This is a genomic window from Pseudomonas delhiensis (assembly GCF_900187975.1).
In the GTDB taxonomy this organism is placed as follows: Bacteria; Pseudomonadota; Gammaproteobacteria; order Pseudomonadales; family Pseudomonadaceae; genus Pseudomonas; species Pseudomonas delhiensis.
This window is the reverse complement of record NZ_FZPC01000048.1, coordinates 1-19,631: the sequence shown is the minus strand read 5'-3', so window position 1 is coordinate 19,631 and position 19,631 is coordinate 1. Positions and strand designations below refer to the sequence as shown.

19 protein-coding genes and 1 pseudogene are annotated in these 19,631 nt (G+C 70.2%); 10 read left to right on the top strand and 10 right to left on the bottom strand.

Annotation, left to right across the window (positions count from 1 at the left end):
* Positions 1-5 precede the first annotated feature (5 nt).
* The 5 genes from pcaF to paaF are packed head-to-tail and all read right to left on the bottom strand — an operon-like array spanning position 6 to position 4,794.
* A complete protein-coding gene (gene pcaF / locus CHC02_RS28440) occupies positions 6-1,232 on the bottom strand; it encodes a 3-oxoadipyl-CoA thiolase (protein ID WP_089394732.1) in 1,227 nt (408 codons plus the stop codon).
* Complete coding sequence (gene paaI, locus CHC02_RS28435; protein WP_089394731.1) at positions 1,229-1,675, bottom strand: hydroxyphenylacetyl-CoA thioesterase PaaI; 447 nt, start codon at positions 1,673-1,675, stop codon at positions 1,229-1,231. The genes pcaF and paaI overlap by 4 nt, the downstream gene beginning before the upstream one ends.
* Positions 1,668-3,185 (bottom strand): 3-hydroxyacyl-CoA dehydrogenase PaaH, encoded by a 1,518-nt coding sequence (gene paaH / locus CHC02_RS28430; protein WP_089394730.1) that lies wholly within the window; start codon positions 3,183-3,185, stop codon positions 1,668-1,670. The genes paaI and paaH overlap by 8 nt, the downstream gene beginning before the upstream one ends.
* Position 3,186: 1 nt before the next feature.
* A complete protein-coding gene (gene paaG, locus CHC02_RS28425) occupies positions 3,187-3,978 on the bottom strand; it encodes a 2-(1,2-epoxy-1,2-dihydrophenyl)acetyl-CoA isomerase PaaG (protein WP_089394729.1) in 792 nt (263 codons plus the stop codon).
* A gap of 42 nt (positions 3,979-4,020) precedes the next feature.
* Positions 4,021-4,794 carry a 2,3-dehydroadipyl-CoA hydratase PaaF gene (paaF, locus tag CHC02_RS28420; protein WP_089394728.1) on the bottom strand — a complete coding sequence of 258 codons (774 nt, stop codon included), beginning with the start codon at positions 4,792-4,794 and terminating at the stop codon, positions 4,021-4,023.
* Positions 4,795-5,306: 512 nt separating this feature from the next.
* On the opposite strand from paaF, the gene paaY reads away from it, so the two are divergent.
* The 7 genes from paaY (at position 5,307) to CHC02_RS28385 (ending at position 11,459) form a co-directional block, all read left to right on the top strand.
* Positions 5,307-5,903 (top strand): phenylacetic acid degradation protein PaaY, encoded by a 597-nt coding sequence (gene paaY, locus CHC02_RS28415; protein ID WP_089394727.1) that lies wholly within the window; start codon positions 5,307-5,309, stop codon positions 5,901-5,903.
* Positions 5,904-5,983: 80 nt separating this feature from the next.
* Entirely contained in the window at positions 5,984-6,907 is a 924-nt protein-coding gene (gene paaX / locus CHC02_RS28410; protein WP_089394726.1) for a phenylacetic acid degradation operon negative regulatory protein PaaX, read from the top strand.
* Positions 6,908-7,045: 138 nt separating this feature from the next.
* Positions 7,046-7,963 (top strand): transcriptional regulator FeaR, encoded by a 918-nt coding sequence (gene feaR / locus CHC02_RS28405; protein ID WP_089394725.1) that lies wholly within the window; start codon positions 7,046-7,048, stop codon positions 7,961-7,963.
* Positions 7,964-8,333: 370 nt separating this feature from the next.
* A complete protein-coding gene (locus CHC02_RS28400; RefSeq protein ID WP_089394724.1) occupies positions 8,334-8,735 on the top strand; it encodes a c-type cytochrome in 402 nt (133 codons plus the stop codon).
* A gap of 67 nt (positions 8,736-8,802) precedes the next feature.
* Positions 8,803-10,293, top strand: coding sequence for an aldehyde dehydrogenase family protein (locus CHC02_RS28395; protein WP_089394723.1), 1,491 nt, complete (start codon positions 8,803-8,805; stop codon positions 10,291-10,293).
* Between the two features lie 78 nt (positions 10,294-10,371).
* Entirely contained in the window at positions 10,372-11,085 is a 714-nt protein-coding gene (locus tag CHC02_RS28390; protein WP_089394722.1) for a ferric reductase-like transmembrane domain-containing protein, read from the top strand.
* Entirely contained in the window at positions 11,082-11,459 is a 378-nt protein-coding gene (locus CHC02_RS28385; protein ID WP_089394721.1) for a cytochrome c3 family protein, read from the top strand. The genes CHC02_RS28390 and CHC02_RS28385 overlap by 4 nt, the downstream gene beginning before the upstream one ends.
* Here CHC02_RS28385 and CHC02_RS28380 read toward each other — a convergent pair.
* The 4 genes from CHC02_RS28380 to CHC02_RS28365 form a co-directional block, all read right to left on the bottom strand.
* Entirely contained in the window at positions 11,456-12,391 is a 936-nt protein-coding gene (locus CHC02_RS28380) for a FecR family protein (RefSeq protein WP_089394720.1), read from the bottom strand. The genes CHC02_RS28385 and CHC02_RS28380 overlap by 4 nt on opposite strands.
* Before the next feature lie 61 nt (positions 12,392-12,452).
* The gene (locus CHC02_RS28375) at positions 12,453-12,974 is read right to left on the bottom strand and encodes an RNA polymerase sigma factor (RefSeq protein ID WP_089394719.1); all 522 of its coding nucleotides are present in this window, start codon (positions 12,972-12,974) and stop codon (positions 12,453-12,455) included.
* A gap of 155 nt (positions 12,975-13,129) precedes the next feature.
* Positions 13,130-14,518, bottom strand: coding sequence for an FAD-dependent oxidoreductase (locus CHC02_RS28370; protein WP_089394718.1), 1,389 nt, complete (start codon positions 14,516-14,518; stop codon positions 13,130-13,132).
* A gap of 99 nt (positions 14,519-14,617) precedes the next feature.
* Positions 14,618-15,976, bottom strand: coding sequence for an MFS transporter (locus tag CHC02_RS28365; RefSeq protein WP_089394717.1), 1,359 nt, complete (start codon positions 15,974-15,976; stop codon positions 14,618-14,620).
* Between the two features lie 269 nt (positions 15,977-16,245).
* Between CHC02_RS28365 and CHC02_RS28360 the strand changes: the two genes are divergently transcribed.
* Positions 16,246-17,130, top strand: a complete 885-nt coding sequence (locus CHC02_RS28360; protein WP_089394716.1) for a LysR substrate-binding domain-containing protein — start codon at positions 16,246-16,248, stop codon at positions 17,128-17,130.
* A gap of 168 nt (positions 17,131-17,298) precedes the next feature.
* Here the strand turns inward: CHC02_RS28360 and CHC02_RS28355 are convergent, their stop codons facing one another.
* Positions 17,299-18,168, bottom strand: coding sequence for a LysR substrate-binding domain-containing protein (locus CHC02_RS28355; RefSeq protein ID WP_089394715.1), 870 nt, complete (start codon positions 18,166-18,168; stop codon positions 17,299-17,301).
* A gap of 144 nt (positions 18,169-18,312) precedes the next feature.
* Here CHC02_RS28355 and CHC02_RS28350 point away from each other — a divergent pair, with 144 nt between their 5' ends.
* Positions 18,313-19,428, top strand: coding sequence for a 2-aminoethylphosphonate--pyruvate transaminase (locus CHC02_RS28350; protein ID WP_089394714.1), 1,116 nt, complete (start codon positions 18,313-18,315; stop codon positions 19,426-19,428).
* 50 nt (positions 19,429-19,478) lie between these two features.
* Positions 19,479-19,631: pseudogene (locus CHC02_RS28345) on the top strand (phosphonoacetaldehyde hydrolase); the annotation flags it as partial.

Sequence of the window (19,631 nt, the reverse complement as noted above, 5' to 3'; positions counted from 1 at the left end):
CCGGCTCAGCCGCCGAGCCGTTCGATGACCATGGCGATGCCCTGGCCGACGCCGATGCACATGGTGCACAGGGCGTAGCGGCCGCCGCGTTCCTCCAGCTCGTGCAGGGCGGTGGTGACCAGGCGCGCGCCGCTCATGCCCAGGGGGTGGCCCAGGGCGATGGCGCCGCCGTTGGGGTTGACCCGCGCGTCGTCGTCGGCCAGGCCCAGCTCGCGCAGCACGGCCAGGCCCTGGGCGGCGAAGGCCTCGTTGAGTTCGATCACGTCCATGTCGTTCAGCGACAGGCCGGTCAGCTCCAGCACCTTGCGCGTCGCCGGCACCGGGCCGATGCCCATGATCCGCGGCTCGACGCCGGCCACCGCCATGCCGACCACCCGGCCGCGGGCCTTCAGGCCGTGGCGCTGGGCGGCCGCCGGGCTGGCCAGGAGCAGGGCGCAGGCGCCGTCGTTGACCCCCGAGGCGTTGCCGGCGGTGACGCTGCCGCCTTCGCGGAAGGGCGTGCCGAGCCTGGCCAACTGCTCCAGGGTGGTGTCGCCGCGCGGGTGCTCGTCGTGCTCGACGATCTTCGCCGGGCCCTTGCGCTGCGGGATCTCCACCGGGACGATCTCCTTCGCCAGGCGGCCGCGGGCCTGGGCGGCGGCGGCCTTGTGCTGGCTGCGCAGGGCGAAGGCGTCCTGGTCGGCCCGGGAGACGTTGAATTGCTCGGCGACGTTCTCCGCGGTTTCCGGCATGGAGTCGATGCCGAACTGCGCCTTCATCAGCTTGTTGACGAAGCGCCAGCCGATGGTGGTGTCGAAGATTTCCGCGGTCCGGCCGAAGGCCTGCTCGGCCTTGCCCATCACGAAGGGCGCGCGGGACATGGACTCGACGCCGCCGGCGAGCATCAGCCCGGCCTCGCCGCAGCGCAGGGCGCGGGCGGCGTTGCCGATGGCGTCCAGGCCCGAGCCGCACAGGCGGTTGATCGTCGTGCCGGGCACGCTGGTCGGCAGGCCGGCCAGCAGCGAGGCCATGTGCGCGACGTTGCGGTTGTCTTCGCCGGCCTGGTTGGCGCAGCCGAGGATGACGTCGTCGATGGCGCTCCAGTCCAGTTCCGGGTGGCGCTGCACCAGGGCCCGCAGCGGGATGGCGGCGAGGTCGTCGGCGCGCACCGCGGAAAGGACGCCGGCGTAGCGGCCGATGGGCGTGCGGACCGCATCGATGATCAGGGCGTCGCTGGGAATGGCGTTAGTCATTCGGGGGTCTCCTGCGCCAGCACGGTGCCGCGCACTTTGTAGGATTTGCCGTGGAACAGGGCGACCAGCGCTCCATGCTGGTTCACCACCCGTACGTCGTAGTTGCCGGTGCGGCCGCTGCGGCTCTGCTCGCTGGCGGTGGCGGTGAGCTGGTCGCCCAGGCGCGCCGGGGCCACGTAGTCGATGCTGCAGCCGATGGCCACGGTGGCCTCGTCGTAGCTGTTGCAGGCGAAGGCGAAGGCCGAGTCGGCCAGGGCGAAGAGGAAGCCGCCGTGGCAGGTGCCGTGGCCCTGGATCATGTCCTCGCGCACCGGCATGCGCAGCTGCGCGCTGCCGGGGCCGGCGTCGAGCAGGACGATGCCCAGGCGCTGGGTGGCCTGGTCGCGGCTGAACATGGCGTCGGCGCAGGCGCGGGCCAGTTGTTCGGGGGTGCGTTCAGTCATGCAGGCGGCTCCCTTCGGCGTGCTTGCGGCGCAGCAGCAGGGAGGGGCGGTAGCGCTCCTCGCCGTAGCTGCGCTGCAGGTTGTCCAGGGTGTTCAGCACGTAGCCGACGCCGATGGCTTCCGCCCAGGCCAGCGGGCCGCGCGGGTAGTTCACCCCGGCGCGCATGGCCAGGTCGATATCAGCTGCCGAGCCTACGCCCTGTAGCACCGCGTCCGCTGCCTCGTTGGCGAGCATGGCCACGGTGCGCAGCACGGCCAGGCCCGGCAGGTCGGCCAGAGCGGTGACCTTGAGGCCGGCGCGGCGCAGCAGGGCCACGGCCTGGTCGCGGGCCTCGCCGGTGGTGTCGGCAGACCAGCCGATGGCGATGCGCGAGGCCTTGGCGTAGTCCAGGGCCAGGTCGAACAGCACCAGGTTGCGCAGGCCGTCCTCCCGGGCGCGCTGGCTGGCCAGGCGGCCGTCGGAAAGGGCCAGCACGGCGTCGCCGACGCGCAGCAGGCCGCTGCCGGCGCGTTCGATCACGTCCACCCCGGTGTCCTTCAGGCGCTGCACCAGCGGCTGGGCCACGCCCAGGTCGCCTTCGACGACGCAGCTGCCGACTTCGGCGGCGCTGTCCAGTTCCGCCGCCTGCGGGCGCTCGGCGCCTTCGGCGTAGTCGTAGAAGCCGCGGCCGGTCTTGCGGCCCAGGCGGCCGGCGTCCACCAGCTCCTTCTGGATCAGCGAGGGCTGGAAGCGGAAGTCGCCGTAGTAGGCGGCGAACACCGAGCAGGTCACCGCGTAGTTGACGTCGTGGCCGATCAGGTCGGTCAGCTCGAAGGCGCCCATGCGGAAGCCGCCGGCGTCGCGCAGCAGGGCGTCGAGGCTGGCGCAGTCGGCGGCGCCTTCCTGCAGCAGGCGCAGGCTCTCGGCATAGAAGGGGCGGGCCACGCGGTTGACGATGAAGCCCGGGGTGGAGCGGGCGTACACCGGCTGCTTGCCCCAGTTCCGCGCGGTGGCGTGCAGGGCCTTGGCCAGTTCCGGGCAGGTGGCCAGGCCCGAGACGATTTCCACCAGGGCCATCAGCGGCGCCGGGTTGAAGAAGTGCATGCCGATCACCCGCCCGGGGTGCCGCAGGCTGGCGGCCAGGCTGGTGATGGACAGCGAGGAGGTGTTGCTGGCGAGGATGCAGTCGGCCGCGCACAGCGCTTCCAACTGGCCCAGCAGGCCGCGCTTGACCTCAAGGTTCTCGACGATGGCCTCGATCACCAGGCGCGAATCGGCCAGGGCCTCGATGGCTTCCACCGGCTGCAGGCGCGCGATAGTGGCGCTGTGCTGCTCGGCGCCGAGCTTGCCTTTCTCCACCAGGCGGCCGAGCTGGCGGTCGATGCCGTCGATGGCCTGGGCGGCGGCGCCGGGGCGGTTGTCGTAGAGCTTCACCGGGTGGCCGGCCTGGGCCGCCACCTGGGCGATGCCGGCGCCCATGGCGCCGGCGCCGATCACCGCGACCTGCGCGTTGCTATCCAGTGCGTGCATGTCAGCGGCCCTTGAAGCTGGGGGTGCGTTTTTCCATGAAGGCGCCGACGCCTTCGCGGTAGTCCTCGCTGCGCCCGGCCAGGCGCTGCAGGTCGCGCTCCAGCTCCAACTGCTCGTCGAAGCTGTTGTTCAGGCTGGCGTTGAGGCTGCGCTTGATCAGGGCCAGGCCGTAGGTCGGCTGGGTGGCCAGGTGGCGGGCCAGCTTGAGGGCTTCCTCGCGCAGGGCGGCGTCGTCCACCACACGGTAGATCAGGCCCCATTGCTCGGCCTGTTCCGCGCTCAGGCGCTCGCCCAGCAGGGCCAGGGCCTTGGCGCGGGCCAGGCCGACCAGCCGCGGCAGCGTCCAGGTGCCGCCGGAGTCGGGGATCAGGCCGATCTTGCAGAAGGCCTGGATGAAGCTGGCCGAGCGCGCCGCCAGGACCAGGTCGCAGGCCAGCGGGATGTTGGCCCCGGCGCCGGCGGCCACGCCGTTGACCGCGCAGATCACCGGCAGCGGCAGGTCGCGCAGGGCGCGGATCAGCGGGTTGTAGAACTTCTCGATGGACTCGCCCAGGTCGGGCATCTCGGCGCCCGGGGCGACGTTGCGGTCGGACAGGTCCTGGCCGGCGCAGAAGCCGCGGCCTTCGCCGGTCAGCAGCAGCACGCGGGCTTCCTCGCTCTGGCGCACCAACTTGAGCGCCTCGCGCACCTCGCCGTGCATCGTGGCGTTGAAGCTGTTCAGTTGCTCCGGGCGGTTCAGGCTGAGGAGGGCGACGCCGTCCTCGATGGAAAACAGGATGTGCTCGAAGGTCATGGGCGGGCTCGCTCCATCAATCGGTCCATATAAAGAAGGGGCTCAGCGGCCGAGGAAGCGGGCCGGGCGTTTTTCCTGGAAGGCGCGGATGCCTTCCTCGCGGTCGGCGGTGCCGGCCAGCAGGGTGAAGGCGTGGCGCTCGAAGCGCAGGCCGCTGGCCAGGTCCGTGTCCTGGGCCTTGAGCAGCGCTTCCTTGGCCATGCGCACCGCCAGCGGCGCCTTGCGCGCGATGACGCGGGCGACCTGCAGGGCGCGCTCGACGGTGAGTTCGGGCTGGGTGACTTCGCTGACCAGGCCGGCGCGCAGGGCGTGGCGCGCGTCTATGGCCTCGCCGGTGAGGACCATCTGCATGGCCAGGGACTTGCCCACCGCGCGCAGCAGGCGCTGGGTGCCGCCGGCGCCGGGGATGATGCCGAGGTTGATTTCCGGCTGGCCGAAGCGGGCGTCCTCGCCGGCGATGAGGATGTCGGCGTGCATCGCCAGTTCGCAGCCGCCGCCCAGGGCGAAGCCGTTGACCGCGGCGACCAGCGGCTTGGCGAAGGCGGTGATGCGCTGCCAGTGGGCCACGCGCGGGTCATCGAGGATGCCGACCAGGTCGCGCTCGGCCATTTCCTTGATGTCGGCGCCGGCGGCGAAGGCCTTGCGGCTGCCGGTGAGGACCACCGCGCGGGTCTCGGCGTCGCGTTCGGCGGCGTCCAGTTCCGCCGCCAGTTCGCCCAGCAGTTCGGTGTTCAGGGCGTTGAGCGCCTCGGGGCGCTGCAGGGTGATCAGGCGGACGCCGTCCTCCGGCGCCTGCACGGCGAGGGTACGAGGCATGTAAAGCTCCTCAGGCTGCACGCACGGCCGGGGGCCGGCTTATTGGAATTGTTCTGCGGTTCGCCGCGCCCGGGGCGTGAAGGGAACCTGGCTTGCCCCCAGTATATGCCTAAAGTGATACAAGGCAGCAAGTATAAAATTGATTTGTGTGTCTTATGATTTGCTGCGCATGCCAGGCGCGGGGCTTGCCAGGCAGCCCAGGGGCCCGTGGAAACTATGGTCCAGGGCCATACCTCCTTGGAGAGTGGCGGGGTGCCGATCGTCGTTGCGGGAAGTGATACGGCATTGAGTGCATTGACGATCGAATTTGTTGTGATACAAGATTTTCCAGACAACGAATCACGACGGGCCCTTTCCCGTCCCGCCTTGCCGGCGCCCCTGGCGCCGCCGTGCACAAGGAGTCGCCTCGATGCCGTCCGCCCCCTGCGCCTGCGCGCTGGAATCCCTCGCCGAAGCCGGATGCCCTCCCGGGGTGCAGCGCCCCCTTCGCATGCCCGAAGAGGAGGCCTGAGATGCCCTGCTACAGCCTCGAAGGCCTGACCCCGGTGGTCGACCCGACCGCCTACGTGCACCCCACGGCGGTGCTGATCGGCGACGTCATCGTCGGCCCCGGCTGCTACGTCGGGCCGCTGGCGGCGCTGCGCGGCGACTTCGGGCGGATCATCCTGGAGGAGGGCGCCAACCTGCAGGACACCTGCGTCATGCACGGCTTCCCGGACAGCGACACCGTGGTCGAGCGCAACGGCCACATCGGCCATGGCGCCGTGCTGCACGGCTGCCGCATCGGCGCCGACGCGCTGGTGGGCATGAACGCCGTGGTGATGGACAAGGCGCACATCGGCGAGCGCTGCATCGTCGCCGCCACCGCCTTCGTCAAGGCCGGCTTCGAGTGCCCGCCGCAGAGCCTGGTGATGGGCTCGCCGGCTACGGTCAGGCGCGAGTTGAGCGAGCAGGAGGTCGCCTGGAAGCAGCGCGGCACCGCCGAGTACCAGCAACTGGGCAGGCGCTGCCTGGCCAGCCTGGTGGAATGCCAGCCGCTGGCGGCGGTGGAGGCGGGGCGCCCGCGCCTGGGCGATTCCGGGTTCCGTCCGAAGGGGCAGGGCGCATGAGCCTCGTAGGGGTTCGCTCCAATGGCCAGGCGGCCCGGCGGGCAGGTATAGTCGGCGCTTTATCCGCGCCCGACCGAGCCATGAGCAGTCTCGCCCCGCTGAACCAACTGATCACCCGTTTCCAGGAACAGACGCCGATCCGCGCCAGTTCGCTGATCATCACCCTCTACGGCGACGCCATCGAACCCCATGGCGGCACCGTCTGGCTGGGCAGCCTGATCGGCCTGCTGGAACCCATGGGGATCAACGAGCGGCTGATCCGCACCTCGATCTTCCGCCTGACCAAGGAAGGCTGGCTGACTGCCGAGAAGGTCGGCCGGCGCAGCTACTACAGCCTCACCGGCACCGGCCGGCGGCGTTTCGAGAAGGCCTTCAAGCGCGTCTACAGCCCCGGCCTGCCGGCCTGGGACGGCGCCTGGACGCTGGTGCTGCTGTCGCAACTGGCGGCGGACAAGCGCAAGCAGGTGCGCGAGGAGCTGGAATGGCAGGGCTTCGGCGCCATCGCCCCGAGCGTGCTGGCCTGCCCGCGCTGCGACCGCGCCGACCTCACCGCGACCCTGCTGGACCTGGACGCGCTGGACGACAGCATCGTCTTCGAGACCCACGCCCAGGAGGTGCTGGCCTCCAAGGCCATGCGCCTGCAGGTGCGCGAGAGCTGGAAGATCGACGAGCTGGGCCGCCACTACAGCGAGTTCATCCGCCTGTTCCGCCCGTTGTGGCAGGCGCTGCGCGAGCAGGGCGAGCCGGATGCCCAGGACTGTTTCCTGGCGCGCACCCTGTTGATCCACGAATATCGCAAATTGCTACTGCGCGACCCGCAGCTGCCGGACGAACTGCTCCCCGGCGACTGGGAAGGGCGCGCGGCGCGGCAGCTGTGCCGCAACCTCTACCGCCTGGTGTACGCCAGGGCCGAGGTGTGGCTGAACAGCGCCCTGGAGACCGCCGACGGTCCCTTGCCGGATGCCGGCGAGAGCTTCTACCGGCGCTTCGGGGGGCTGGCCTGAGCCGGGTTGGCTCGAAACATGCTTCACAAGCGTCGGACCGAGGCGGCGCTGCGGGACCGCCGGCCCAGGGCCGGACCATGACGGGCGCCGGCCTGAGCGTCCGCTGATAACAACAATGCGTGCATGAGGCTTTAGGTCATGAACCCTTCATCGATTTCCAGGGATGAGGCTTTCGAGGCATGGCTGGGCCAGGTCAACCGGGCCTGCGGGCGTTTCGACGCGCGCACCCTGGGGCCGGCCTTCCATGGGAAGCTGAGGGAGTACCAGGGCGGTGCCATCAAGCTCAGCGTCGTCGACATGGCCCAGGTGCGCCTGTACCGGACCAGCAAGGAGATCAGCTCCAGCGGCAACGGCCACTTCTTCGCGGTATTCCAGCTCGAAGGGCGCGCGCACATGGAGCAGAACGGCAACCGCGTCCAGCTGGGGCGCGGCGACATCACCCTGATCGACGCCAACCGCCCCTGCGACATGAACTACGAGGCCGATTCGCGGCAGCTGTCGCTGATCCTCCCGCGCCAGGTGCTGGAGCGCGGCCTGCGCTTCTCCGGCATCGACTGCGCGCGGCGCATCCCGGCCACCTCGCCGGTGGCGGTGCTGGCCAACACGCTGATCCTCGAAACCACCCGCCAGGACGGCCTGGGCATGCAGGAGAGCGAGGCCACCCTCGACGCCCTGGTCAGCCTGCTGCGCCCGGCCCTGGCTTGCGCGGAAGCCGACGGCGACAGCCACGAAAGGCTGTTCCGCAAGGCGGTGGCCTTTATCGACGAGCACATCGGCGCCGAGGAACTCTGCCCGGAACTGATCGCCCGCGAAGTGGGCGTGTCGGTGCGCGGCCTGTACCGCATGTTCGCCAAGAAGGGCCTGGTGGTGGCGCAGTACATCAAGAACCGCCGCCTGGACTTCTGCGCCGAATCCCTGCGCAACGCGGCCGGCGAGCAGAAGCTCTCGGCGCTGGGGTACGCCTGGGGGTTCTCGGACTCCAGCTACTTCTCCACGGCGTTCAAGTCGCGCTTCGGGGTTTCGCCGGGGGAGTATCGGAAGCGGTATGTGCATTAGGGGGGCTGCAAGCGGCAAGCTGCAGGCTGCAAGCAAGAGCGCTAAGAGCCCCCCGCGTGGCGTAGGGCGCATAACCGTTCGCGGTTATCCGCCGTTGGCCGTGTCACCGAGGACGTCCGGCGTGGCCGGTGAACCCAATCGCGGACGGAGTCCGCTCCTACGACCGTGCCGCCCCGGCACGATCCGCTCTTGCCGCTCTTGCCGCTCTTGCTTGCAGCCTGCAGCTTGCCGCTTGCAGCCGCCTTATTGGCACCCCCACCAACACGACTGGCACACAGAAAAACACCCGCACTCCCGTCCCTGGCGACAATCGTCCTCGACCGACCGTGCATAGACGCGGCCGACGAGAATCGATCGAGAGTGCCATTGCATGCTTTTCACCGTGAAAACCCGAATCAAGACCGGCCTCTGCGGCCTGCTGCTGGCCGCAGGCGCCGCGCAGTCCGGCCTGGCCCTGGCCGATGACCTGGCCGCCAGGGGCCAGGCCGTTTTCGAGCGCGACTGCTCGGTTTGCCACACCGCCAATGCCGGCGGCGCCAACATCATGGGGCCCAACCTGCATGGGGTGATCGGCCGCAACGCCGGCTCCCTGGCCGGCTTCAGCTATTCCCAGGCGATGAAGGACAAGGGCGCGGCCTGGAGCCGCGAGAGCCTCGAAGCCTTCGTCACCCAGCCCCAGGCCGCCGTGCCGGGCACCTACATGCCGTACCAGGGCCTGGCCGACGCCGACGAGCGCAAGGCCCTGAGCCTGTGGCTCAGCCAGCAGCACTGACCTTTCCCGGCCGCTCCCGGCGAGCGGTTCCCTGCCTGGCCCGCGGGCCGCAAGAACAGGAGTCACCATGAGCATCACCGCAACCCTGCCGCAGGTCGCCGAGTTCCTCCAGCGCCGCCACGGCTGCTTCATCGACGGCGCCTGGGTGGCCTACGACGGCCCCACCAGCGACGTGCTCAACCCGGCCACCGGCGAGGTCATCGCGCGGATCGCCGATATCGACACGGACATGCTCGACCGCGCCGTGAAGTCCGCCCATGCCGCCTTCAAGGCGCGCGTCTGGTCCGACCTGCGCCCGGCCGACCGCGAGCGCATCCTGCTGCGCTTCGCCGACCTGGTGGAGCAGCACGCCGAGGAACTGGCCCAGCTGGAAACCCTGAGCCAGGGCAAGTCGATCAACCTGACGCGCATGCTCGACGTGGGCGCCACGGTCGAGTTCATGCGCTACATGGCCGGCTGGGCGACCAAGATCGAGGGCCAGTCGCTGGACGTCTCCATCCCGCTGCCGCCGGGGACGAAGTTCACCGCCTTCACCCGCCGCGAGCCGGTGGGCGTGGTCGCCGGCATCGTGCCCTGGAACTTCCCGCTGATGATCGCCGTGTGGAAGCTGATGCCGGCCCTGGCCACCGGCAACACCGTGGTCATCAAGCCCGCCTCGGAAACCCCGCTGACCGCCCTGCGCCTGGCCGAGCTGGCCTTCGAGGCGGGCGTGCCGGCCGGCGTGTTCAACCTGGTGACCGGTGACGGCGCGCGCATCGGCGGCGGCCTGGCCGCGCACAAGCTGGTCAGCAAGGTCTCGTTCACCGGCTCCACCGCGGTGGGCCGCAGCGTCGGCATCGCGGCCATGCAGAACATGACGCGCTTCGCCCTGGAGCTGGGCGGCAAGAACCCGATGATCATCCTGGCCGACGCCGACATCGACAAGGCCGTGCAGGGCGCGCTGCTGGGCGGCCTGCTCAACAGCGGCCAGGTGTGCGCCGCGGCCTCGCGCTTCTACGTGCACGAGTCGCGCTATGCCGAGTTCGTCGACAAGCTCGGCGCGGTGGTCGCCGGCATGAGCATCGGCCAGGGCATGGACGATACTTCGCAGATCACCCCGCTGGTCTCGCGCAAGCAGCAGGCCTCGGTGCTCAAGCACATCGAGACCGCCCGCCGCGAAGGCGCCCGCGTGGTCTGCGGCGGCGAGCCGATGGACTGCGACGGCTACTTCGTCCGCCCCACCGTGCTGGCCGACGTCACCCAGGACATGGCCGTGGCCCACAATGAAGTCTTCGGTCCGGTGCTGGCGGTGCTTTCGTTCAAGACCGAGGACGAGGCCATCGAGATGGCCAACGACAGCGAGTACGGCCTGGGCGCCAGCCTGTGGACCAACGACCTGACCCGCGCGATGAACCTGGTGCCGCGCATCGAGTCCGGCACCGTCTGGGTCAATGCCCACGTGCTGCTGGACCCGAGCATGCCCTTCGGCGGCGTCAAGCAGTCCGGCATGGGCCGCGAGTTCGGCCGCGCGGTGGTCGAGGCCTACACCGAGATCAAGTCGGTGTGCATCGCCCACTGATGCCGGCTTGCGCAGCGTGCCGCGCGGCGGCACGCTGCGCCGCTTTTCCCGGGCGAGGCCGCAGAGGAGGCTGACCGCATGTTCGCACTGATCCTGCGCGTGGCGCTGGCCTGCCTGCTGCCGTTCGCCGCCATCTTCCTGTTCCAGGCCATGCCCGGCGTGCACCCGGCCTGGGATTTCGCCAACGTCGCCGGCTTCGTCGCCGGGGCGCTGTTCCTGTTGCTGTTCGCCTATACCGGCAAGCCGATGGCCCGGCCGCGATACGACGGCAAGTTCTTCATGGTGCTGCACCGCGACCTGTCGTTCGCCGCCGCCGTGCTGCTGGCCGTCCACGTGGCGGTGCTGCTGGTGGAGGAGCCGCTGGTGCTCGACGAACTGCTGCCCGGCGCGCCCTGGCACATGCTCGCCGCCGACGGCGCGACCCTGCTCCTGCTGCTGATCCTGCCGGTGAGCCTGACCGCCGTGCGCCGGCGCATCTGGCGCAGGCACGTCGATTTCCGCCGCTGGCACTACGGCTGGAGCGCGGCCATAGTCGCCCTGGCCGCGGTACACATGATCGGCGCCGGCTACTACAGCGGCGCCACCTGGAAGGCCGCGCTCTGGGGCGCGCTGAGCCTCGCCGCGCTGGCCTGGCCGCTGCTGCCGCGGCCCACGCCGCACTACGCCGAGGGCGGGCGCCGGCGGCACAGCGCCTACCTGGCCAGCCGCCTGAGCGTTGCCGTGCTCTGCGCCGGCCTGGCCCTGGCCGGGCTCTACGCGCTGCTCGGCAGCGTGGACCTGCCGCTGCTATGAAGCGCGGGTACCTGCTGTTGGCCATCCCGCTGCTGGCGGCCTTCGTCATCGGCGCGCGGCATGGCCACGACCACCTGGTGCGCCAGCACCCGCTGCTGCCGATGAACTTCGACCACACCAACCACGGCAGCATCAACTGCGTCACCTGCCATCACGACTTCGTCGACAGGTCGACCTCGGCCTCGCCCAGCGGCAGCCGCACCTGCGTGCTCTGCCACAAGGAGTCGCCGCAGCTGGCGGTGAACATCGAGCACGAGTTCCACCAGTTCTGCGAAGGCTGCCACCTGAAGCGCCTGCAGGCGTTCCAGCAGGCCGGCCCGGTGCGTTCCTGCAAGGGCTGCCACACGCCGCCCGCGGTAGCCGGCGCGCCTTAGTTGAGGATCAGCAGGCGCGGGTACTCGCGCAGGTGCGACGAGGTGATCTGGGCCAGCGAGCGCATGGCCCCCAGCGGGTCGTCCAGGCGGTAGTTGGCGGTGATGCTGACGTCCTTCAGGCGCTCGTCGGCGTTGACGATCCAGCCCGGGTAGTAGCGCCGCAGCTCGGCCAGCACCTGGCCCAGCGGGCAGTTCTCGAACACCAGGCGGCCCTGCACCCAGGCCAGCAGGCGCTGACTCTCGCCGTTGTGGCGGCGCTCGCCGAAGCCGCCGGGGCCGACGCGGATGCTGTCGCCGGCGCCGAGGCTGACGCGGGTGTCGTCGCCGGCGCTGCGCAGGTCCACCTCGCCGTGCTGCACGCTGACTTCCGCCTCGTCGCCCAGGTAGCGCACGGCGAAGGCGGTGCCGCGCACGCTGACCTGCACGGGGCCGGCGTCCACCTCGAAGGGGCGGCTGCGGTCGTGGGCCACGTCGAAGTAGGCCTCGCCGCGGTACAGCCGGGCACTGCGGCGCTGCTCGTCGAGGTGGCTGGACAGCGCGGTGTCGGTGTTCAGCAGGATGCGCGAACCGTCGGCCAGCTGCAGGCTCTGGCGCTGGCCGACGGCGGTGTAGTGGTCGGCGCGGATGTGCGTCAGCAGGTCGCCCTGCAGGGCCACGCCCACGGCCAGCAGCAGGGCCGCGGCGGCGGCGAAGGAGCGCCAGCGCCGGCGCTTGCCGTGGCGGGCGCGGTGTTGCGCCTGGGCCTCCAGGCCGGTAGCGGCCAGGCCGAGCAGCGGCGAGTCCCACAGGCTGCTGGCGTGCCGGAAGGCGCGGGCGTTGGCCGGGTGCGCGGCCAGCCAGGCGTCGAAGCGCGCGCGGGTGGCGGCGTCGGCGTCTTCCAGCTGGATCAGCCAGTCCAGCGCTTCGGCCAGGTGCGGGTCCGGGGCGGTCACGCGGCGTTCCTCGAATCGGGGACGCACATTGTGGGCCAGCCGCGGGCCGATGGGTAGCCCGTCATGCCGGGGCCTCCAGGCGCCCGAGCACGTCGATGCAGATGGCCATGATGAGCTTGAGTTCCTTCTGCACCGTACTGGGCGACACCCCCAGCTGCTCGGCGATTTCCGCGTAGCCGCAGCCGTGCAGCCGGCTGAGGATGAAGATGCGCTGCTGGCGCGGGGTGAGGCGTTCCAGGGCCGAGCCCAGGCGCTCCAGCAACTGCTCGGCGTGCAGCCCGTCCTCCGCCGAGCTCTGGCTGGAGGGCACCGCCTGGAGCACCTCCTGGGGCACGTCGTCGAGCAGGGTGCGGGCCTGCATGCGCAGGTGGCGCAGGTGGTCCAGGGCGAGGTTGCGGCCGGTCTGGAAGAGGAACGGCTCCAGGTGTTCCACCGGGCGTTCGCGCAGGGTGCGGGCCACCCGCAGGTAGGTCTCCTGGACCAGTTCTTCGGCAATGCTGGGGTTCTTCACCATTCTCGCCAGGGTGCGCAGGAGCGGGGTGCGCTGGGCGAGGAACACGGTGTCGAGGTGGGAAAGGCTCACGCGACGTCCATGCAAGTCGTTTTCGGATGAGAATTATTATTGTTCGCGAGGGGTGGCCGGCACAAGCCGGGCCGTGCAGAAAAAAAGAGCGAGGCCGCGGGCACGGCCTCGCTCGTCCCTCAGCCGGCTTGTGAGGGAAAAGGGGGAGGGAGGGCTCAGGCCTTGTCGGCCTTGCCGGCGGCCGCGGCGAACTTCGCCAGGCGCACGTCCAGGCGCCGCGGGCGGCGGCCGTGGTCCTCGGCCTGTTCCTTGCGGCGGATGGCGTTGCGCACCATCAGCGAGCCCAGGTAGCGCACCGGCTCGGGCGGGAAGTGGCCGAGCGGGCCCTGGGCCAGCGGCGAGCGCGTCCATTCGTTGTCCAGGCCCAGCACCAGCGAGGCGAGGAGCTGCCCGCCCATGTGGCAGGGGCCGACGCCGCTGCCGGAGTAGCCGAAGCCATAGAAGATGTTGCCGTCGGCGTCGAGCCGGCCGAAGAACGGCAGGCCGGTCACCGAGCGGTCGGAGGGGCCGTTCCAGCTCGCCGCGATGGGCACCTCGGCGAAGGCCGGGAAGAACTCGCCGAGGCTGCGCCGCAGCAATTCCAGGTAGGGCGAGGGCTGGTCGAACACCGGCAGCATGCGCCCGCCGTAGGCGAAGGTGTTGCCGCCCTTGCCGAGCATGATCCGGCCGTCCGGGGTGTTGTGGTAGTAGTGCACGAAGATGCGCGAGTCGAGCACCGTCACCCCCGAGGTCAGGCCGATGCGCTGCAGCAGCTGCGGGCGCGGCTCGGTGATGATCATGTCGCTGGAGACGATGGCCACGGTGCGCTCGAACTGCGGGAAGGCCCGCGCCATCCAGGCGTTGATCGCCAGCACCACGCGGTCCGCCGCCACCTTGCCGTGGGGCGTGTGCACGCTGGCCGGGCGGCCTTCCTCCAGGCCGGTCATGGGCGTGCCCTCGTACAGCCGCACGCCCAGCTGCAGCGCCACCCGGCGCAGGCCGCGCACCAGCTTGCCCGGCTGCACGCTGGCGGCGGCGGGGGAGAACCAGCCTTCCAGGTGCCTGTCCGAGCCGGCCATGCGCCGCACGTCCTCCAGCGGGCGCTTGCTGAAGGAGTTGATGCCGTGCTTTTCCAGCGCGGCTATCACCCCGTCGGTGGCGCCGACCTGGGCGGCGTTGGTCGCGGTGTAGAGGGTGCCGTCCAGGCGGTAGTCGGCATCCACCCCGTACTTCTCGCAGAACTCGCCGATGGCGTGGATGCTGCGCTCGGACGCCTGCACCAGGCGGATCGCCTCGGCCAGCCCGAACAGCCGCTCCAGGGTGAAGAACTTCGCCGACCAGGACAGCGCGCAGCCGCCGTTGCGCCCGCTGGCGCCGGCGCCGCAGATGTCGGCTTCGACGATCACCACGTCGAGCCCGGGGTTCTGTTCCTTGAGCTGGATGGCGGTCCACAGGCCGGTGTAGCCGCCGCCGACGATGCACACGTCGGCGCGGGTGTCCTGTTGCAGCGGGGCGGCCCTGTCGCTGTCGTGCTGCAGGGCCTGGTCGAGCCAGAAGGGGCGCATGGGGAAGCTCCGTGTCGGGTTTCGGGCAGGGTTCGCCGCGCCGGGGCGGCCGGCGTGCGTCTGGTGTCGTGGGCTGGGCACGTCCCTGTGCCCCGGGCTTCAGGTGCGCGCCGGGCGTACCCGCAGGGGCCGGTTGGGGGTGGCCGGGGCGCTCTTGCGCGCGCCTTCGGGCAGGCTGTTCCAGTGCGGCAGCAGGATGGCGGCGGAGATCAGCGCGGTGATGGTGAAGCCGATGAACACGCTGTAGGTGTCGAAGTAACCGGGCAGCAGGCCGCCGAGGATGGCGCCCACCGAGCCGCAGCCGTTGACGAAGCCGGCCGCGGTGCCGGCGGCCTTGCCGGTGCCGAAGTCGATGGCGGCGGCGCCGCTGATCATCGAGTCCGGGCCGTAGAGGGTCAGGCCCATCATGAACAGCAGGGCGAACACCAGCAGGGCGCTGCCGGTCTGCATGGCCGGGACGAACAGCGCCAGGCACGCGGTCAGGCCGATCAGGCTGATGACGCAGGCGGGCATGCGCCGCGCGCCGAACAGCTTGTCCGAGGCCAGGCCGATGAGGATGGGGCCGAGCAGCCCGGCGATCTCGAAGGAGGTCGGCAGCACCGCGGCGCCCACCTTGCCCAGGGCCGGCATGCGCTCGTAGACGATCACCGGGCCCCACAGCAGGATGGCGTAGCGCGCCGGCTTGAGCAGGAAGTAGGCCAGGCCGAGGGTCATCACGGTGCGGTTGCGCAGCACGGCGCCCAGTGTCTCCCAGAAGCCGGGGTTCCTGCCCTGCTCGTGGAAGCCGGCGTAGTGCACGGCCTGTGGCTCGTCTTCCTCGATCGGCGGCAGGCCGACGTCCTGCGGGCGGTTGCGCTGCAGCAGCAGGAACAGCAGGGCGACGCCGCCGACCACCGCGGCGGACGAATAGAAGGCCGCGTGCCAGGTGCCGAACACGCTGTAGGCCCACCAGCCGGCGAAGGGCGAGGCGACCAGGCCGCCGAAGGCGTAGCAGGTGCTCCACAGGCCGAGGATGCGGCCGCGCTCGTGGGCGGCGAAGAAGCTGCCCATGTTCTTGCACAGGCCGGACCAGCCGGTGGACTGCGCCAGGCCCTGGATGACCATGCAACTGGCGAAGATCGGCACGGTGGCGAAGGTGCCCATGACCAGGGCGGCGAGGGTGGAGATCAGCAGGCCGCCGAACACCACCACGCGGGGGCCGAAGCGGTCGGCGAAGACGCCCCAGGTGAACTGGCCCACGGCGTAGGCGGCCAGGTAGATGGCGTCCATGTCGGCCATCATCGCCTTGTCCAGTTCGAAACTCGTGTCCTCGGCGATGCCGAGCTTGGCCACGGAGAAGGCCTTGCGGGTGAAGTAGAAGGCGGCGTAGGCGAGCCAGGTGATCGCGAAGATCTGCACGCGCCAGCGTTGCATGGAACCTTTGCCCGCGCGGGCTGCGGTACCGGTGGGGTTGCTCATCTGATCTGACCTCGTTGTTGTAGGAGTGCCGGCAGTCAGGGAAAAACTTGTTGTTGTTATATGAGCGGGCCGTCCCTTTCCGGAGGTGACGGGTCAGAGCCAATGCGGGTGAGGTTGCCGTGGGCCTGGGGCGCGCGGTGAAACGAATGGAAGCAACTTCGGATAAATAAATAAAATCGATTTATCAAATTTTAAAAATAAGCCTGACTTGTAAGTCACGCAGCCCGGTGACAGAGTGGCGGCTTCCCGATCCCCGCGGAGCCAGGCCCATGCAGGTTTCCCACGCGCAACTGAAGGCCTTCCACGCCGTGGCCCTGACCGGCAGCTTCACCCGCGCCGCCGAGCGCCTGTTCCTCACCCAGCCGGCGGTTTCCGACCAGGTGCGCAAGCTGGAGGAGCGCTACGGGGTGCTGCTGTTCCACCGCAACAAGCGCTCGGTGCGCCTGACCGACCTGGGCGAGCGCCTGCTGGCGGTGACCCAGCGGCTTTTCGTCATCGAGGCCGAGGCCCACGAGCTGCTGGCGGCCTCCAGTGCCCTGCAGACCGGCAACCTGACCCTGGCGGTGGACGCCGCGGTGCACCTGCTGCCGCAGGTGGCGCGCTTCTGCCAGCGCTACCCGGGCATCCACGTGCGCATCGAGAGCGGCAACACCGACGAGTCGTTGCAATCGCTGTTCAACTACCGGGCCGACCTGGCGCTGCTGGGCCGCGCGGTGGAGGACGAACGCCTGCTGTCGGTGACCCTGCGCAGCGACCCCATCGTCGCCTTCGTCGCCAGCGGCCACCCCTGGGCGCAGCGCGAGTCCATCCGCCTGGCGGACCTGGACGACACGCCGCTGGTGCTGCGCGAGCAGGGCTCGGTGACGCGCCAGACCCTCGAGGAGGAAATGCACCGCGCCGGCCTGCGCATCCGCCCGGCCATCGAGGTGGAAGGCCGCGAGGCCGCCCGCGAGGCCGTGGTGGCGGGCATCGGCCTGGGCGTGGTGTCGGCCGCCGAATTCGGCGCCGACAGCCGCGTGCACGCGTTGCCGATCGTCGATTGCGAAAGGCGCATGAGCGAGACATTGGTGTGCCTGCGCGAGCAGAGTTCGCGGCGGATAGTGGCGACCTTCCTCGATGTGGTGCGGGAGGATCAGGCGGGGGCCACCGGGTAGGCCGGCGCGGCCTGGACGTTCAATCGCGGACGGAGTCCGCTCCTACGCAGGCCGAGCCATGTCATTCCCCTGTAGGAGCGCGCCCTGCGCGCGAATCGCGGGCAGGGCCCGCTCCTACGATCGTGCTTCCTGGAACCGCGGACTCTGTCCGTGGTTGGCAACGGCGGGTCAGGCCACGCCATCCTCCGCCAACTCCAGGAACGCGCTCACCACCCGCAACCCGCGGCGCCGTTCCAGGCAGCCGATGGAATGGCGGTTCACCAGGCCTTCGCCGACCAGGGGCACGGCGCGCACCCGCGGGTCGCGGCTCACTTCCAGCGAGGAGACGATGCCGATGCCCAGCTCCGCCGCCACCGCCTCGGTGACCGCCTCGCGGCTGCTCAGCTCCATCAGCACCCGCGGTTGTATCCGCAGGGCGCCACAGGCGCGGTCGAAGGTGCGCCGGGTGATGGAGTCCGGCTCGCGCAGCACCATGATCTGCCCATCCAGCTCCGCCAGCGGCACGCCCTCGCCGCGCCCGCACCAGGGGTGCTCCGCCGGCAGCAGGGCGCACAGGTGCGATTCCACCAGCTCGCGCAGGTACAGCCCGGGGCGCTCGTCCACCTCGGTCACCACGGCGACGTCCACGTGCTCGCTGAGCAGGGCGCTCAGCGTCTCGTGGGCATTGCCCAGGCGCAGGTTGACGGTGATGCCCGGGTAGCGCGCGCGCAGGCGGGCGAGCAGGGGCATGACCAGGTGCGGGCCGTCGGCCGCCACCTCCAGGCGCCCGCTGAGCAGCTTGCGGTTGGCGTCCAGCAGCGTCTCGGCTTCTTCCTCCAGGGCGAACAGGGTACGGCTGATGGCCGCCAGGCGGCGGCCTTCCTCGGTCAGCTCGACGGCGCGGGCGGTGCGCCGGAACAGGTTGACCTGGTAGTGCTCCTCCAGCGCCTTGACGTGCCCGGTCACCGCCGGCTGGCTGATGAACAGGCGCTCGGCGGCGCGGGTGAAGCTGCCTTCGCGGGCGACGGCGTCGAAGGCGCGGAGCTGGAACAGGTTCATGGGTATAGGTCCGACTTATGCCTGGGATCATGACAAACAATTTGAGCGATAACTCGCCGCTTGGCAACGTATGCCCAGGCCCGCTCGACGGGCCGTGACAAGAACCTCACCCCGCACAGGTTTTCCCCTGAAGAGGAACCGAGCATGAGCACTGCCGAGCGCGCGCCCATCCTGCTGACCCCCGGCCCCCTGACCACCTCCCCGCGGACCCGCCGCGCGATGCTGGTCGACTGGGGCTCCTGGGACAACGACTTCAACGCCCTGACCGCCAGCGTCTGTTCCCGCCTGCTGGCCATCATCCACGGCGAAGGCAGCCACACCTGCGTGCCGCTGCAGGGCAGCGGCACCTTCTCCGTCGAGGCCGCGGTGGGCACCCTGGTGCCGCGCGACGGCAAGGTGCTGGTGCTGATCAACGGCGCCTACGGCAAGCGCCTGGCGAAGATCTGCCAGGTGATCGGCCGCCAGTTCACCACCTTCGAGACCGAGGAAGACGTGCCCACCACCGCCGAGGACGTCGACCGCCTGCTCGCCGCCGACCCGGCCGTGACCCACGTGGCGCTGATCCACTGCGAGACCAGCACCGGCATCCTCAACCCGCTGGAGGCCATCGCCAAGGTCGTCGAGGCCCACGGCAAGCGCCTGATCATCGACGCCATGAGTTCCTTCGGCGCGCTGGACATCGACGCCCGCAAGGTGCCCTTCGACGCCCTCATCGCCGCCTCCGGCAAGTGCCTGGAAGGCGTGCCCGGCATGGGCTTCGTGTTCGCCCGCAACGCCTCGCTGGCGGCCAGCGCCGGCAACTGCCACTCCCTGGCCATGGACCTGCAGGACCAGCACGCCTACATGGCCAAGACCGGCCAGTGGCGCTTCACCCCGCCCACCCACGTGGTCGCCGCGCTGCACGAGGCGCTGACGCAGTACGAGGAGGAGGGTGGCCTGGCGGCCCGTCACAAGCGTTACGCGGACAACTGTCAGACTCTGCTGGACGAGATGGCCAGGCTCGGTTTGCGCAGCTTCCTGCCGGCGGCCATCCAGGCGCCGATCATCGTCACCTTCCACGCCCCGCGCGATGCCCGCTACAACTTCACCGAGTTCTACAACCGGGTGCGCGAGAAGGGCTACATCCTCTACCCGGGCAAGCTGACCCAGGTGGAAACCTTCCGCGTCGGCTGCATCGGCCAGGTCGACGCCCAGGGCATGCGCGAGGCGGTCGCCGCCATCGCCGAGAGCCTGCGCGAGATGGAAGTCTTCGAGATCTGAACCCTTTCCCGGCGCAGGCCCGGCCTGCGCCCGACAACAGGATGGAAGCGATGAACTACGAACAACCCAAGCAACTGCAAGCCGCCGTTCTGGACTGGGCCGGAACCGTGGTCGACTTCGGCTCCTTCGCGCCGACGCAGATCTTCGTCGAGGCCTTCGCCGAGTTCGGCGTGCAGGTCAGCCTGGAGGAAGCCCGCGGCCCC

What these genes read in the sequence shown, in the direction of transcription:
- pcaF (WP_089394732.1), bottom strand. Translation starts at nt 1,232, where the DNA reads ATGACTAACGCCATTCCCAGCGACGCCCTGATCATCGATGCGGTCCGC.
- paaI (WP_089394731.1), bottom strand. Translation starts at nt 1,675, where the DNA reads ATGACTGAACGCACCCCCGAACAACTGGCCCGCGCCTGCGCCGACGCC.
- paaH (WP_089394730.1), bottom strand. Translation starts at nt 3,185, where the DNA reads ATGCACGCACTGGATAGCAACGCGCAGGTCGCGGTGATCGGCGCCGGC.
- paaG (WP_089394729.1), bottom strand. Translation starts at nt 3,978, where the DNA reads ATGACCTTCGAGCACATCCTGTTTTCCATCGAGGACGGCGTCGCCCTC.
- paaF (WP_089394728.1), bottom strand. Translation starts at nt 4,794, where the DNA reads ATGCCTCGTACCCTCGCCGTGCAGGCGCCGGAGGACGGCGTCCGCCTG.
- paaY (WP_089394727.1), top strand. Translation starts at nt 5,307, where the DNA reads ATGCCCTGCTACAGCCTCGAAGGCCTGACCCCGGTGGTCGACCCGACC.
- paaX (WP_089394726.1), top strand. Translation starts at nt 5,984, where the DNA reads ATGAGCAGTCTCGCCCCGCTGAACCAACTGATCACCCGTTTCCAGGAA.
- feaR (WP_089394725.1), top strand. Translation starts at nt 7,046, where the DNA reads ATGAACCCTTCATCGATTTCCAGGGATGAGGCTTTCGAGGCATGGCTG.
- CHC02_RS28400 (WP_089394724.1), top strand. Translation starts at nt 8,334, where the DNA reads ATGCTTTTCACCGTGAAAACCCGAATCAAGACCGGCCTCTGCGGCCTG.
- CHC02_RS28395 (WP_089394723.1), top strand. Translation starts at nt 8,803, where the DNA reads ATGAGCATCACCGCAACCCTGCCGCAGGTCGCCGAGTTCCTCCAGCGC.
- CHC02_RS28390 (WP_089394722.1), top strand. Translation starts at nt 10,372, where the DNA reads ATGTTCGCACTGATCCTGCGCGTGGCGCTGGCCTGCCTGCTGCCGTTC.
- CHC02_RS28385 (WP_089394721.1), top strand. Translation starts at nt 11,082, where the DNA reads ATGAAGCGCGGGTACCTGCTGTTGGCCATCCCGCTGCTGGCGGCCTTC.
- CHC02_RS28370 (WP_089394718.1), bottom strand. Translation starts at nt 14,518, where the DNA reads ATGCGCCCCTTCTGGCTCGACCAGGCCCTGCAGCACGACAGCGACAGG.
- CHC02_RS28365 (WP_089394717.1), bottom strand. Translation starts at nt 15,976, where the DNA reads ATGAGCAACCCCACCGGTACCGCAGCCCGCGCGGGCAAAGGTTCCATG.
- CHC02_RS28360 (WP_089394716.1), top strand. Translation starts at nt 16,246, where the DNA reads ATGCAGGTTTCCCACGCGCAACTGAAGGCCTTCCACGCCGTGGCCCTG.
- CHC02_RS28355 (WP_089394715.1), bottom strand. Translation starts at nt 18,168, where the DNA reads ATGAACCTGTTCCAGCTCCGCGCCTTCGACGCCGTCGCCCGCGAAGGC.
- CHC02_RS28350 (WP_089394714.1), top strand. Translation starts at nt 18,313, where the DNA reads ATGAGCACTGCCGAGCGCGCGCCCATCCTGCTGACCCCCGGCCCCCTG.